Annotated in this window: 14 protein-coding genes; 5 read left to right on the top strand and 9 right to left on the bottom strand. The window is 42.3% G+C overall.

Features of this window, described 5'->3' with window-relative positions; all coding sequences use genetic code 11:
• Positions 1–11: 11 nt before the first annotated feature.
• The 3 genes from MMOL_RS00430 to MMOL_RS00420 all read right to left on the bottom strand — a co-directional run bounded on the left by MMOL_RS00430 (position 12) and on the right by MMOL_RS00420 (position 4,902).
• Positions 12–3,098, bottom strand: coding sequence for an efflux RND transporter permease subunit (locus MMOL_RS00430; protein ID WP_012777456.1), 3,087 nt, complete (start codon positions 3,096–3,098; stop codon positions 12–14).
• Positions 3,095–4,216 carry an efflux RND transporter periplasmic adaptor subunit gene (locus MMOL_RS00425; RefSeq protein ID WP_012777455.1) on the bottom strand — a complete coding sequence of 374 codons (1,122 nt, stop codon included), beginning with the start codon at positions 4,214–4,216 and terminating at the stop codon, positions 3,095–3,097. The genes MMOL_RS00430 and MMOL_RS00425 overlap by 4 nt, the downstream gene beginning before the upstream one ends.
• 74 nt (positions 4,217–4,290) lie before the next feature.
• Positions 4,291–4,902, bottom strand: coding sequence for a TetR/AcrR family transcriptional regulator (locus MMOL_RS00420; RefSeq protein WP_041928504.1), 612 nt, complete (start codon positions 4,900–4,902; stop codon positions 4,291–4,293).
• Positions 4,903–4,993: 91 nt separating this feature from the next.
• On the opposite strand from MMOL_RS00420, the gene MMOL_RS00415 reads away from it, so the two are divergent.
• Positions 4,994–6,490 (top strand): efflux transporter outer membrane subunit, encoded by a 1,497-nt coding sequence (locus MMOL_RS00415; protein ID WP_012777453.1) that lies wholly within the window; start codon positions 4,994–4,996, stop codon positions 6,488–6,490.
• Between the two features lie 137 nt (positions 6,491–6,627).
• Here the strand turns inward: MMOL_RS00415 and MMOL_RS00410 are convergent, their stop codons facing one another.
• Positions 6,628–6,972 (bottom strand): hypothetical protein, encoded by a 345-nt coding sequence (locus MMOL_RS00410; protein WP_012777452.1) that lies wholly within the window; start codon positions 6,970–6,972, stop codon positions 6,628–6,630.
• A gap of 672 nt (positions 6,973–7,644) precedes the next feature.
• On the opposite strand from MMOL_RS00410, the gene MMOL_RS00405 reads away from it, so the two are divergent.
• The gene (locus tag MMOL_RS00405) at positions 7,645–8,202 is read left to right on the top strand and encodes a hypothetical protein (protein WP_012777451.1); all 558 of its coding nucleotides are present in this window, start codon (positions 7,645–7,647) and stop codon (positions 8,200–8,202) included.
• 268 nt (positions 8,203–8,470) lie between these two features.
• Positions 8,471–8,686 (top strand): sterile alpha motif-like domain-containing protein, encoded by a 216-nt coding sequence (locus tag MMOL_RS00400; protein ID WP_012777450.1) that lies wholly within the window; start codon positions 8,471–8,473, stop codon positions 8,684–8,686.
• A gap of 42 nt (positions 8,687–8,728) precedes the next feature.
• Here the strand turns inward: MMOL_RS00400 and MMOL_RS00395 are convergent, their stop codons facing one another.
• The 3 genes from MMOL_RS00395 to MMOL_RS00385 all read right to left on the bottom strand — a co-directional run bounded on the left by MMOL_RS00395 (position 8,729) and on the right by MMOL_RS00385 (position 11,695).
• Positions 8,729–9,289, bottom strand: a complete 561-nt coding sequence (locus MMOL_RS00395) for a hypothetical protein (protein ID WP_012777449.1) — start codon at positions 9,287–9,289, stop codon at positions 8,729–8,731.
• Between the two features lie 781 nt (positions 9,290–10,070).
• Complete coding sequence (locus MMOL_RS00390) at positions 10,071–11,345, bottom strand: hypothetical protein (protein ID WP_012777448.1); 1,275 nt, start codon at positions 11,343–11,345, stop codon at positions 10,071–10,073.
• 59 nt (positions 11,346–11,404) lie between these two features.
• The gene (locus MMOL_RS00385) at positions 11,405–11,695 is read right to left on the bottom strand and encodes a hypothetical protein (RefSeq protein ID WP_012777447.1); all 291 of its coding nucleotides are present in this window, start codon (positions 11,693–11,695) and stop codon (positions 11,405–11,407) included.
• Between the two features lie 430 nt (positions 11,696–12,125).
• On the opposite strand from MMOL_RS00385, the gene MMOL_RS00380 reads away from it, so the two are divergent.
• Complete coding sequence (locus tag MMOL_RS00380; protein ID WP_012777446.1) at positions 12,126–12,824, top strand: hypothetical protein; 699 nt, start codon at positions 12,126–12,128, stop codon at positions 12,822–12,824.
• Positions 12,825–12,940: 116 nt separating this feature from the next.
• On the top strand, positions 12,941–13,264 hold the full coding sequence (locus MMOL_RS00375) for a helix-turn-helix domain-containing protein (protein WP_012777445.1): 324 nt from the start codon (positions 12,941–12,943) through the stop codon (positions 13,262–13,264).
• A gap of 365 nt (positions 13,265–13,629) precedes the next feature.
• Here MMOL_RS00375 and MMOL_RS00370 read toward each other — a convergent pair whose 3' ends face one another.
• Both MMOL_RS00370 and MMOL_RS00365 read right to left on the bottom strand, forming a co-directional pair.
• The gene (locus MMOL_RS00370; protein ID WP_012777444.1) at positions 13,630–14,079 is read right to left on the bottom strand and encodes a hypothetical protein; all 450 of its coding nucleotides are present in this window, start codon (positions 14,077–14,079) and stop codon (positions 13,630–13,632) included.
• 39 nt (positions 14,080–14,118) lie between these two features.
• Positions 14,119–14,700, bottom strand: coding sequence for a hypothetical protein (locus tag MMOL_RS00365; RefSeq protein WP_012777443.1), 582 nt, complete (start codon positions 14,698–14,700; stop codon positions 14,119–14,121).
• Positions 14,701–14,851 lie beyond the last annotated feature (151 nt).

Below are 14,851 nucleotides of genomic sequence, written 5' to 3'. Positions count from 1 at the left end.
ATTATTCCTTTCTAATGGGTGGGTTTGACGATAGATGAACTGCTAACTGGGGCTGGTTTAATCTTGAACCAGATGGAATACATGGCCGGTAAGAACATGAGCGTAAGAATCGTTCCCGCAAACGTCCCACCAATCAGCGTATAAGCAAGCGTTCCCCAGAAAACTGAATGCGTCAGCGGTATAAATGCCAGGATTGCGGCTAAGGCAGTTAAGATCACTGGTCTTGCACGTTGCACAGTCGCTTCTACAACCGCATTAAAAGGATCTAACCCCGCTTCTTCGTTTTCACGTATCTGTCCAATCAAAATAAGTGTATTTCGCATTAGGATGCCAGATAGTGCAATCAAACCAACCAAGGCATTGATACCGAAAGGCTGCTGGAACAGCAGGAGCGTCGGTACCACACCGATAAGCCCTAGCGGACTGGTCAGAAACACCATGACCATGGCCGCAATCGAACGCACTTGCAAGATGATAATCAGCAGGGTGAGCGCGATCATTATCGGGAACAGAGGCAACATTGCCGTGCTAGCCTTTTCTGACTCCTCGATAGAACCGGCCTGCTCAATTCTGTAGCCAGCAGGCAACTTATCAATAATCGGTTGCAACTGCATCAACATAGCACTCGACACATCCGGTGGTTGCAAACTTTCGTCGATGTCGCCACGGACAGTAATGGTCGGCGTGCGGTCTCTGCGTCTGAGTATAGGGTCCTCCATTTGCACTTCAACCACACCTACTTGTGTCAATGGAATGCGCTGCCCTGCCGATCCGATCAATGTAAACCCACTGATTTTGGCCGGATCAATACGGATATCGCCAGCAGCGCGCCCTACTACCTGCACAGAACGAATATCCTCACGCACCTCAGTAATGGAGACGCCACTTAACAAAAACTGCAACTGCGACGATACAGCGTTTGAGGTCAATCCCACGGCCTGAAGTCGGTCCTGATCCAGTTTGAAATACAGAGTTGGTACTTTTGTACCCCAGTCTGTATTGACCGTGCGCATCATAGGGCTGGCGCGCATCACACCTGCGACTTCATTTGCAATTAAGCGCAACTGGTCTGGGTCAGGACCCATCACACGGTAAGCCACAGGATATGGTGAAGGCGGTCCGAATACGATTTGGGTAACACGCACCTGTGCCTCAGGCGCTAACCCATCCGCAATAGCGCGACGCAACCTTAGCTTAATGGCTTCCCGCTCTTTGTCATTACCCGCGAGCACCACAATCTTGGCGAATGAGGGATCAGGCAACTCAGGAGACATTGCCAAAAAGAATCGAGGTGCGCCTTGACCGATGTAAGCGGTCACTACCCTAGCTTCCTGCTGCTTAGCTAGCCAAGCTTCGACCTTGGCTGTTGCAGCACTTGTTTGCGTAATGGAGGTGCCATATGGCATTTGTAACTCAATCAGCACTTCAGGGCGATCAGAGGTAGGGAAAAACTGTTTCTTCACCACTGCCATGCCAAGGATCGCTACAACAAAAAGACTCACCACCGTGCCAGCCACCACCCATTTACGGGCAATGATGTGCCCCAATATTTGGCGGAATCGGTTATAGCGAGGCGTGTCATAAATGGCATCGTGACCGCCTTCAATCTTCTTGAAATCCGGCAAAAGTTTGACACCAAGATATGGAGTAAATACCACTGCCACCACCCAGGATGCGATAAGCGCGATGCCGACAATCCAAAACATGTTGCTGGTGTATTCGCCAGCTGTAGAGCGAGCAAAACCGTTGGGCATAAAACCAACCGCTGTGACCAACGTACCGGAAAGCATGGGGGCGGCAGTATGGCTCCAAGCATAAGCAGAAGCTGCAACGCGGCTGTAGCCCTCCTCCATCTTCACCACCATCATCTCGATAGCGATAATGGCATCATCCACCAACAACCCAAGCGCAAGAATCAGTGAACCCAGCGTAATGCGGTCGAAGTTTTTGCCAGACGCAGCCATAATGATGAACACGATAGCCAATGTCAGTGGCACCGCTGCAGCCACTACGAGGCCAACACGCCAGCCCATGCTAACAAAACACACCACCATCACTACAAGCAAAGCCACAAAGAACTTCACCATGAACTCATCTACCGCTGAACTGATGTTGACAGACTGATCGGTCACTTTAGTCAGCGTCATGCCCAAAGGCAGTTCAGTGTTGATGTTAGACACTTCTGATTCAAGCGCCTTACCCAAATCAAGGCCATTCCAATCGTTTCGCATCACCACGCCAAGTAAGAGCGTCGGTTCTCCGTTATTGCGCACTAAAAAAGTGGCGGGGTCTTCATAGCCACGCTCAACGGCTGCAATATCCGATAACTTCAAGGTACGGCCTTTTGCAACGATTGGGGTTTGTCGAATTTTCTCCAAACTCTCCAACGCACCATCAACGCGAACAAATATTTGTGGGCCTTTAGTCTCAATAGAACCAGCTGGTGTCAGAACATTTTGGTTGTTCAGAGCAACAAAAATCTCTTGCGGGGTAATCCCCAAGGTAGCCAAACGGTCATGGGAGAATGACACGAAAATGCGCTCGGACTGCTCGCCAATAATATTGACTTTCTTAACGCCTTTTACGTGCAGCAATTGCTGACGCAGTTTCTCAGCTTCGCGTACAAGCAGTCGCTGTGGCTCGCCTTTGGCTTTCAGGGAAAATAGAGCAAATGTTACATCCGCATACTCATCGTTGAGCATTGGGCCAATGACCCCATTAGGCAATTTTTTAGCTTCGTCTCCGAGCTTTTTACGTGCCTGATAGAACTCTTCTTTCACTTCAGAAGGTGGAGCACTGTCTAGAAACGAAACCATGGTGAAAGCTAAACCAGGGCGTGTGAAGGTTTCCGCACGGTCGTACCACTTGAGTTCTTGCAGGCGCTTTTCCAATGGCTCAGCGACCTGATCCTGCATCTCCTGAGCCGTTGCACCTGGCCATGCTGTCACTACCGTCATTTGCTTGATCGTGAATGGCGGGTCTTCAGCACGCCCAAGTTGAAAGAAAGCAAGTATGCCGGCAATCGAAATCAAAAATATCAGAAACAGCGTGATAGCGCGTTCGCGCACCGCAAGTGCGGATAGGTTAAATCCGCTCATTTTTCTTCTCCACTTTTCAAATCAGCACCGAGGTCGCTATCAGTCGCCACCCTCACTTTTTCACCTTGGTGCAGAAGGTGAGCGCCAAGCGCAACGATTTGCTCATTCAATTTAAGGTTACTGTCTATGCGTGCTGATTCCTCACTGATGCTGATTAGTTTTACTGGACGCCAGCTCACATGTAATGGTTTACCTTCAACCACCCAGACGCCTGACTCTTTACCTGAATCGAATATCGCTCCGATAGGTACTTCAATACTAGTGGCAGCTGTAGAACCACTTTCATTTAGCTGAATTGTGACCGTCGACCCCAGTGGCGCATCTGCCAAGCCTTCGCTCAGTGTGTATCTGGCTTCATATGTTCGAGAAAGCGCATCTGCGGATTCAGAAAGCTGCCTGAGTTTAGCTGGTACGGTTTTGCTGCCATTGCCATATAGCTTTGCTTGTGCCACTGTTCCTAATGCTGGTCGTAAGGTTTCCGGTAAATGCACAATGGCTTCACGCTTACCGGCATGCGCCACACGCGCCACCGCCTGCCCGGCGTTCACTACTTGCCCGGGTTCTGCCAGCGTTTCAACCACCACACCATCCGCATCGGCAACCAATACTGCATAATTAGATGCATTTTTTGCTACATCAGCTTGTGATTCAGCTGCTTTTAATTGTGCTTTTGCAGAATCAGCCGCCGATTTTATTTGATCATAGACGGAAGCGGAAACTGCCCCTGCTTCTACTAAGCCTCGGTGCCTTATTTCATCCTCGGCAGTTTGGTCTGCACGCGCCTTTGCGGCCATGACAACCTCTTTCTGACTTAGCGCTGTTAACTTGAGGTCATTGGGATCAATACGAAACAATGGTTGGCCACGCTTCACTTGCTGCCCTGAATCAACCAGGCGCTCCAGTATTTTTCCCGAAACACGAAATGCCAAATCACTCTGAACCCTAGCAGCAACGACACCGGTAAAAGAGCGCGAAGCTTCAGAGGCGACATTAACCGTTGTCGTTTTAACTAAGGGAATTTGAGTGCGTGGGTCATCAGGTGTTTTTTCACTGCACGCGAACAGTGACATTGCGGATAGACCAATGACACTGGCTGAAATAAGTTTACGGCTAAGCATACGAGTTACTCCCTAATAGTAGTAACTCGCATTCTGATACTAGTGACTAAATATGTCAATAGTCACTAAATAATTTATGGGGACAAACTTCTTAATATTAAGTTAGAGAGAATGATAGGGGCATGCTCAGCCAAGTGCAGATTATGCTGGAGCAATAATGGATTGCCATATGGCTGTATAACCAAATAGATTGCATTCACGGTTTCATCGACCGGAGTCTTACGCTCAAACTCTCCCGTCACACGTCCTTCATGCACGATTTCTAAAATGATTTTTTTAATTTGTTCATGGTAATTAGTGCAAGACTGCCATTGCTCACCCGCTGCTGATGCAGCAATATCATAGAGCTTACGATCCTCAAAGAACAACTGTGAACTTGCCTCCACAACCGCTTTAAACATGCGTCTTAGCCGCTCTGATGCTGTGGGAGAGCCCGCCATCGCTTCATCTACTGCTTTCAAAATAGCACTCAAGGTGTTGGAACAAATCACCTCACCTATCGCTTGTTTTGTAGCAAAGAATTTGTAGATATAGGCTTTAGAAAAGCCGATGGATTTAGCGAGATCGGAAACGGTGGTCTTTTCATACCCATAACGGCTAAAGTACTCAGCCGCCGCTTCCACTATCTGATCGCGGACATTATGTTCCGATGGACCACGTAAGTTGTTTTCTAGTTTTTTAATCATATTTGTAGCATACATTGACTTTGGGGGATTGACAATAAGTGACCGTATTGTAATATAGTCACAACTTTAATTGATAAGTTCAAGGATTATTATGCCTACCTTTCGTTTTATTCCACTTTTATTAAGCGCTGGAATTCTCAGCAGCTGCGCCGTTGGGCCAGAATATAAAAAAGTGGACGCATCGTTACCTGATCATTATCTAGGGCAAGTTGCGCTGGATAACCGTAAAGCCACCACGAATGCTGATTTTGCGAAATGGTGGGAGGGATTTGGTGATCCGCAATTAACGCAATTTGTAGCACTAGCATTAGCGCAAAACTTCGATATTGCGCAGGCACAAGCCAGAATCCAGCAGGCAAAGTCCGGACTTAGTGCCGCACATGCAGCATTAATCCCCTCTGGCAATATCAGTGCTCAAACCATTCGCAACCATCAGTCATTGGAGTCCCCATTAGGACAGCTTCTCAATGCAACCCCCGGCTATAACCGAGATGCCAATCTATATGAGGCGAACTTTAACGCTAGCTGGGAATTGGATATTTTTGGCGGGTTAAAGCGTGAACAAAACGCTGCCTTAGCTGAATATCAAGCAGCAAAGGCTGGCGCTGTTGCAACGCGCTTGGCGGTGGCGGCGCAAACGGCTGATACTTACATCACCATCCGTGGCTTACAATCTCGTTTAGATATTGCAAAAAAACAACTCGAAACACAGCAGCAACTCGTGACTAAGGTCAATATACTCCATTCCAGAGGGCTAGCTCCTAAGCTGCAAGTACAACAGGCGGAAGCGGCGGTTGCCCAAGTTGAAGCGACTATTCCCGTATTAGAAGCTGGTCTTGATGTGGCGATGAATGCGCTTGATGTGATGCTAGGCGCTGCGCCCGGCAAATACAGATCTGAACTAAGTACATTTAAACCTATTCCAGCTGCGCCTCAAATTGCATCTGTAGGCTCTCCAGCCGATTTGTTGCAACGTAGGCCAGACCTCATCGTTGCAGAACGAAAATTAGCCATCGCCAATGCAAAAATTGGTCAAGCCATCTCTGAGTACTATCCCAAGGTGGCTCTCAGCCTCTTGATTGGCAGTGCAACCGCCATTTCTGGTGGCAATTTATTTAGTAGCGCTGCCAATCAGGCCGCAGGCGTGATTGGCCTACGTTGGCGCTTGTTTGATTTTGGCCGCATTGATGCACAAATTGACCACGCAAAAGGTCAAGAAGCAGAGACTTTGGCAGCTTACCGACAATCAACACTACGCGCGGCTGAAGATGTAGAGAACGCCATTTCTGCATTAGTGAAGCGTGAGCAGCAAACAGCATCATTGGCGCGAGGAGAGCAATCAATGAGTCAAGCGCGTGAATCATCCTTTATCGCGTATCAAAGAGGTGTAGTGAGCTTAATTGAAGTGCTACACGCTGATGAAAATTTATTGAAAATTTCAGATGCAAAAGCCCAAGCACAAACTGAATCTGCCAGATCAGCTGTTGCTGCATTCAAGGCGCTTGGTGGTGGATGGCTGCCAACTGAGCTCCAAACATCGGCAATTAAACAACCCTTAATGATGGCAACGGCGGTGGAGACTAAGTAAGCCAACTGGCTCATGCTGTTTATATTGACCTGACCATTAGCCAGATAAGAACTTGAGCCTAATAAATAAGAAAAGCCGCTAATTAGCGGCTTAACATGCGTTATTTTACTCAGAACGCCGTTGAGAAAAAGGCCATATTAATACCCGCCTCGTTCGCGGTAGCCGCCATCATGATCATGGTCTCTGTATCTATCTCTGTCACCATCTCGGTCTCTGCCATCACCGCCACGACCTCTATATCTGATTTCTTTAGGGTAATGGCTGCGAGGTAAGTCTAACCAAGGCCCTGCTCGTGAATTTGAATAACGCCAGTAGTGGTTATCGTAATAATAGTAATAGCCTTGTTGATAATAGTAAGGCTCAGCACCAAACTCCACAACGACAGGCAAAGCCGGTGCTACGACCACTCTATCTGCGGGAGTAACCACACAGCCAGCAACTAACAAGATTGCAAGTGGTAAAACAATACGCATTTTGGACATTTAACTTCTCCTTTCGGGCGAGGCATTAAAATCCATCATCACTAACCATCCACCCTAACAAGCCTGCGAAATTAAAACCACATCTAAAAATTTCTATGACAACCTTTAGATTTCCTACTTAATAATCTATTTGAATGCCCAAACAGGAGATAGTTTCTCACAACAAAAAATGCGATAGATTTGGCATATTAAGATACGCTCTCTACTAGGCTGCCATGCCCGCTTACGCGGGATATACTACTTTGGCTTAACAGGTGCAGCATCCACATAGCCCTAAAGCCCCTTGTCTTCCGCGTCTATATTTTGTTAAATGCTGGGAGCTTTCGGCAAGCGACTGCTTGAGCAAAGCGAGTTTTCACATAAGAACAATTGCTTTAGCAATTCGTGATGATGGGATGACCTTCACGGTTATAGCTTGCCACCCAGTATTTAACGAAATATAGGAAACAAGCGGTAGGGGGTAGCCTTTTCTTTGGTTTCTTTCTTTTGGCTAAGCAAAAGAAAGAAACTCGCCGATGGACGAAAAGGAATAGTGAAAATTTAGAGTGTTACGCGTTGGCATAATATGCCCACCTTATTTGGCTAACAAAGATATTCGGCGTGACATACACTTCAATTGTTCACACAAATGTACGTAGAAAGGTTAACGTGAAATCGTTTAAATTTAATAACATGCACCGTACCGTAAGCTGCTATACCCGAAGAGGATTATTGGTGTTGATCGGATTCGTTCTTGTTGTAGGTTTATTAAAAGGATTTTTTTATTTACTCGTACTAACTCTGTCCTCAGGATTTGAGAAAGAAGCCGAGATGCGCGAAAAGTTCAGTAATCGATTGCCTGCTATGCAACGACTGGAAGAAATGCAAAGGGTTGATCGTAGTTTGTCAATTATGAATCCAGAGTTCTATAGGATTGTGCCAGAATCCCAAAAAGGAATAGGTGAACGTAATGTGGGTTTGAGCAATGATCGGTGGGTTGAATATCGCCTCCTGCTGGAACAAGCAGAGATTCAGAGTATAAGAAGCAAAGTTCGGGAAAAACCACGTGTCCTCTATTTTTTGGTTAACGAACTTTCTGGTTATGCGTACCTAGAAACTCCCCCTGAAAAGAAATATCACAATCTTAGGGCGTGCAGAGATGATGGAAATTTATATACTTGCTACGTTTATCTCCGTCCATCTTGGTATTTATATTTTTTTAGTGATAAAAAACAATGTTGGCTGACTTAAATGGAGCTACTTAACAATAAATAAAAACAATAAGTTATAAATTTGGTATTCAACATAAGCTGCAAGCTATATACCTCATAAACTGCAAGTTTCTTATGAAATTGACGCATAAGCTGCTAGCAGTTCTTATCTCATAAGCAAACGTTGCACGGCCCTGGTTAGTTCAATGGCGGATGAGACTCATACACATCATCAATAGATGTATTCCAGCATAAGATAATGCATTAATATGCATATAAACTTTTACTATTAAAAACTGGTAAAGCATATGCAAATTATTGGGTTTAACAATTGGATTCTGTCACAAGCAAATAGAAATGATATGGTCGGAGATTTTGCTCGTGATGTTAAGAGAGATACTAAATTTCCTAATGACAATGCCTCAAAGGACTCATGGTTATCACATTTGCGACATAGGAATGCTTGTCGGGCAGCAATAGATGCTTTTGAAGTTGCTTGGACTGAATATAAAAACGAGTTTTAACCTAGTAACATAGCCTAAGCCTTTAATGATTGGTTATCCATTTTACTCATCGTCCTTGAGTTGCCCTCTAAGGAATTTGCCTGTAGCGCCTTTTAATTCGCTTCTTTCAAAAAGCTTGCCTTGGAATTGAAAATGGCGATCTATACGAACGATAAGCAGCCGCTCAAAGTCACCTTGACTCTTAACTAGGACATGATCGCTGGTTTTCTCAGGTGAGATGGTTTTTACCTCTACAAGCCTGCCATCAATTGTTCCATCCGACCCTGCTCGATGAGTTCCATGGCGACGCAGCCCAAACTTGATTTCAGCGTAAATTTCTCCGAGCTCGCCCCAAACCTGTAAATATCTACCAGTGTTTTCAAAGTGACGCTCTGCACAGTCAATCAAATCATGAAATATCTCAGTTTGTTCAAGGGTGCTAAATGGAAATCCATCTCTACTCTTAAAATGCTCTATTTGTTCGCTTTCGAGTTGCGAGTCGACCCACTCTTTACTTATATATTGCCATTCCCACGGAGCTAAGCCAGAGCCAGCTGCATCAGCTATTTCCTCTGAACTATAGCCTTGCTCATGCATTTCGTATAGGAACTCCCAATCGCTCATGTTTTTTCCTTTTTTTCAATTTCTTTAGTTACTAGCCATTGTATCGGCTATCGCGTCTTCCCTAACGAGAGGTTCCACTACAAAATCAATAAATGCTCTTACTAGACTTCCCAGAATTCAGTAGACATTCAATAATGTCGAAACTGAACTGGAGAGTAGTCAATTGAAATGGAAAGTTAAATGCCCTTAGACACCTTGTTGTCCTTTTCAATGTTAGCGTACTTACGGGTACTTGAAGTAGGTAGGTGCTGCGTATATGCTCGATCTAGCCCAGTGTATTGCGACATCAGAACCACTAGAAGAAAAAAGCCAGGCTGACCGCACAGCAGAGCCAATAGTTTTGGGAGTGCAGCTACTTTTCAGTGGACTAACCCAAAAACATGGATCATGGCGATAGGTGCGTTTAGCACCTATGCGTCTCCATCTAGTGGCCATTTGTAATTGTTGGAATAGCAACGCTTTCGCTTAGCTATTGTGGGAATGTGGGCAACCTTTGGATCGAGCTTGCGACATGTACTACAAAAGAAGAAAAATCTTATAGCGTTTAACTAGAGTATGGCGGGGTTGTTAGTTCTGTCACTCTATCCAATATTCAAAATATGAATAAGATAGAAGATATGTTTCCAATCACAGCACTTAAATAAAAAGCCTCCTATTTACACACGGCATTAACCGACTCTATAGACCGGGTGCGGAAAGTAAACAAGTGACTATAAACAAGATTTATATCTAGAAATCAAAATAGATAAATATACTTCCAGGAACTATTTCTAGGTAATCATCAATAAAATGAGGGATGGAATAGTCCTAAACCAACCATCAGAAGTGATACCATTATAACCGCGAATATAATGACCCATCCAAAGGCCAGTAAGATCCCACATTTGTCGCTGACAGCAAAAGCCAAAATTGATCTGATATATCCACCCCACCAACTGTGACCAATATTGTTATTTAACCAACGGTCAATTCGCCAAAAATTCACCATTATTAATAGGATTCCAATAACTATTGGCATACTTAAAGCAATTTGAGTCCAGTACTTTAAAATTATCTGCACATAGCCCAATGAACCGGTATCTAATGCAAACATAAACTTCTGGTCATGCGATACACATGATGAGTCGTACGTCAATCCATCGATACACGGCACTTGAAGCAATTGAGTCATTGCAATTATCAGACCGAATAAAGATAAAATTATATTTAGTAAAGTTTGTTGCAAATCAGACTTATTATTTTCCAAGCTCTCTTTATCTCTAAGTTTTAGATCTAATGATGTTTTTAGAATGCCGGTATCAATCCAATTGTCCTTTCTAATTAAATCCCCATACTTATTCTTTGCTATATTTTGGAAGCTATCTAAGTATGACAATTTCCCCAAAGCATTTAATATGTCCTGTTGATGCGTTGCATTACGATAGCTAAACACCACAGACCTATGAAGGTTACGTAATGTTTTTACTATCCATAAGTCGTTATCCTGTTTATCAGGATAGGGCACGACAATTGCATCATCGTCATATCTATGGAATTTATGTGCGTGAATCAAATCCTTGAGGAAAGAATAAGATTCAAATACTATCGAATATGATATTTCTTTATCTAAGCTTTGCTCTAAGTTTAAATCGATAAAACCATCCCGACTAAGTTCAAAATTCACTTGAATAAAAAAAGACTTTTGTTTCCAAATTTCTAACAATTTATCAATCTGATTTGAATCAAAAACATCAGCTTTGATAGTCTCAATTAATTTTTTTTCTTCTTGAGTTAATTGAGTTTTTGGATAAGTTATTACGTATCCTCTCAAAATCTCATTTTGTTCCCATCGGCGCTCTATATTGGCTTTTAGTAGGTAATAAAATTTACCGTCTCGATTGGGAAATGCCCCGTCTGATAGATCACGCTCTTGCAATGAATAAATCCAACCATTATCTTCATTGGCAATATGATTAAATGTGTGGGGAGCTTTGGCTCGATTGGGGATTTTCGAACCTCGAATATTACTGAATGACAAATTACCGGAGACGTTTGGAATCCACGCTTTATACAACATATTTTTCCCATAAAAAAAGAGGGGCTAGCCCCTCTATTTAATATAATTATTATTTACGGCTAATGAGGAAAAACAGCTTTAAGACCCTCAGAAGATAAAGCTGATTGAGAAATATATTTTTTATTCTTCGCATCAAATTTTAAGCCTCTAACAATCCTAAAATCACCGCATTCATCTGAAGAGTTTTTCAGATTACCATTAAAAACGTTGATTGGTGATCCTTGTAAACGGCGAGCCTCATTGAACTCTTCTGGGTTAGCCCTAAGAATTTTAACGACGAGCGCTACCGCGACAAGTAAACCTAATGTCGAAAATAAAACTAGTAATATGGCTAATGCTGATGTAATCATTGATCGTTCCCCTGAACTCACAACTTTAAAAAAGTTGCGAATTATACCCTATCAAAACATTACAAACAATAAAAAATACACAAGAATTTGTTGTGATACTACACAATTTTTTTACAATGTAAATGATTTGTAACTTAAATAGCAGTATAAGTTCGTTTAACTTTATTTAGTATACAACTTTTGTTTTAATAAAAATTAATTAAAGAACTTATTTTTCTAATCTGCATTCATAATTCAAATATTTAAATTACATTCAAATCCAACAAGTCTCGCATTCAGCCTTTATTTGGTCATGTCTTGATAAATCCTTTCTTGATTAGCTTTTTAATAGTACAAGGATGTTTGTTAATTTTCTGATTATTGGGAGAAGAAGTTTGGGGGCCTCCAAAACAATTAGCACTCATATACTTTATTCTTTGAGGAGAAATAGATGTTCGACGCTTTACACCCAATAAAACCGGACTTGATATCGCATGAGGAATATCTTAAATTCGCTGTAGCCTTAAACTACACAAAACCGAACGATGCGCCGCCGGCGCGTTGTCCAGTTTGTATGCGACAAATGAAAGTAAGAGCTGGTAAGAAAAAAGCTGACGGACACTTCTACCATGATGACAGTCTATTTTGCCCAACTAAAGACCCTGCCAAAAGGCCTTATCTTAACTTAGCGCCTAGACTGCCTAATGAAGCTGCAGTTCGTGCAAATAGATTGTTTACAGAGAACAATATTGAGCAGATATATTCAAGGGTAAAAGCCATTACGTCATACTTGGATTTTAAAGAGTTCATTGAAATACTGGAGGAAGCAAAGAGGCTTAATGTTTATGGCTATGCTAATTTGATTCCTGATTACCTGCCTTACATTTTTGTTACATTGATTAACTTTCTTCCAAGCAAAAGTTTCAAGAAAAGTAGGCAATTAAAGTTTTGCTTTTTCTATGAAGATAAAATACGCACTTACGACGAGCTTTGGATAAACAAAGGCTTTTCATCGAATTTGATTCGCGTCTCATACAACAACGTTACAACTCAGAAAGTTAAAATAATTGAAACAAGCACGGATTATTTAACTGAAACACCCGTGACTCTATCCCCTGCCCAAAAGGATTGGTGCTACAAGGTGATGTAAGGCCTCGGCCATTGAAATGCTATAAAAAAGCCGAGACAATTAATTTTGAAAAACCCTTAATATCGTACCTATAAAAAGTATATTATATCGTATAAGAAACTTTTTATAGGTACATCATGGCTAAACGAATACCCCAAACAAACCCAATTAGCATTGATGCTTTAGACATTATTAGCTATTGGGGAAAGGTGATATCTGCTCAGCGTAAACTAAGAGGTATCTCATTACGTGATTTTGCATATAGAGCCCACATTAGTCTAAATACGTTACAAAGAATTGAACGTGGAGAACATTCAGTGCTTGCGAGTAACTATCTGAATGCCTTAGCTGTATTACATGTCATGGATAGAGTTTTTAAAAGCCAGGATGAGTCGCTGCTAAAAACTAGAGAAGATGTGCTACGCAATCTACCCCCTAAAGATAACGAAGAGTACTTCTAAGCAGTTTAGGAGGCAGTATGTTTTTCTGAGACTCAACCCTAAAAAGACCTCATTAATGTGCAAAATCGCTCCCATAGTCACTTGTTTACGTCCCGCACCCGGTCTGCAGAGTCGGTAAATGCCGTGTAAATTAAGTGGCTTTTTGTTTATACACAAATGTAAATTTATTGTGTATAGGGAGTGATTAGGGCATCTATTGACTCAACCCTATCCAATCGAATAATTTGAATCTTTTTATCTGCATGAACTACACACCCATAATTTGAGCATGCGAAGGTATAACCCTTAACTAAAGCGCCGTTGCTTAAATGTAACTCCTGCAGTTTGTAATATTTTTCAGGATTTTTGATGTTGCGATTAGCAATTTATTTTCCAAGCTTTTCGGCTTCCATTGCTAGCACAAGAGTAGTGCCTAAAAAAATAAGCAAACTAAGTACAGCTATAAGTGAATAGCCTACCCACTTCATTGTTTTTTCAGTCAAATGGTGACCTTTTGCCTTATCAACTAAATTAAGACCTTTACTTCGTTGGGCAATCCAAGCTACCACACGCTTTATAAAACTTATTTTAGAAGCCTCATTCAAGTTGTAAGTCATGCTTAAGGCAACTAGCAGATACAGAAATAATAAAAGTAAATATTGGATGCCTAAAAGCATGTAGGCAGTAAAGCCTTGCACCAATGTGTCTTCTAAAGGTAGTTGAAAAAGATCTGCTGGAACACCAAGAGCGCGTAAGTAGCTTTCATGGAATAAAGCACCATGAAAATACATAAGCGGAGTTATAGCAGCAGCTAGAGTTGTGATGTATTTAAGCATTTTTATTGTTTTTTAGATAACGCGGTCGTGACTAAAAGATTACTTAAGACTAAAAACCTCAGTGAACTCTTTACGATAAAATTCCAACCCCAAAATAGCTATTGCAACTGGATGGAAATCCTTAATCTTTTCGTTCAAATGATAAGTTGGCGGGTTGTACCATTCCCCTCTTGTTTTGAATCTAGTCAGGTATGGATCACCCGGTAATAAAGCAGGGAGCCAGTCTACGCTCTTATCTGGAGACTGAAGGTCTAGAGTTAATACGCCATCTTCAAAAGATACTGACGCTGAATTCAATTGAATTTTCCGTCCCAGTCTATCAGCTAAAGATACTTTTATTGATCTATCTACAGTTGCACTTACAGCGTGTGTTTCGGCATCTCTTGCATGTTTTAAAAACCTAAGTAAAGGGTCTTTTTTTCGGAGAGTTGAGTTGTTTGATATCCATCGCTGGCATTTTCCACCAGTCTTTTTTGCATAATTGCTTGCAGTTTCCCATGCTCGTTCGATTCGAAACAAATAATCTTGCCAATGCCTCTCAAACTCATTGAAATCGGTTGTTTTAGACATAGCCTCAATTGCAGATTGAGCAATATTAATATCTTTATCAGTTGGATTCATAAAATTAATGTGTAATTACGGTAGTAATTATTAAATTGTCTCATCATATTTCAAATCATGATTTAGTCGTGCTCTAAATAGTTGATTAAGTATACGAGTAATCAGTATCTTCTTTATGATTACGCACTCCCAGAGTCTGGATTTATATCAT

The sequence above is a fragment of the Methylotenera mobilis JLW8 genome (assembly GCF_000023705.1).
Lineage (GTDB): Bacteria > Pseudomonadota > Gammaproteobacteria > Burkholderiales > Methylophilaceae > Methylotenera > Methylotenera mobilis.
Note: the sequence above shows the minus strand (reverse complement) of the source record. Positions and strands in the feature narration are given on the sequence as shown.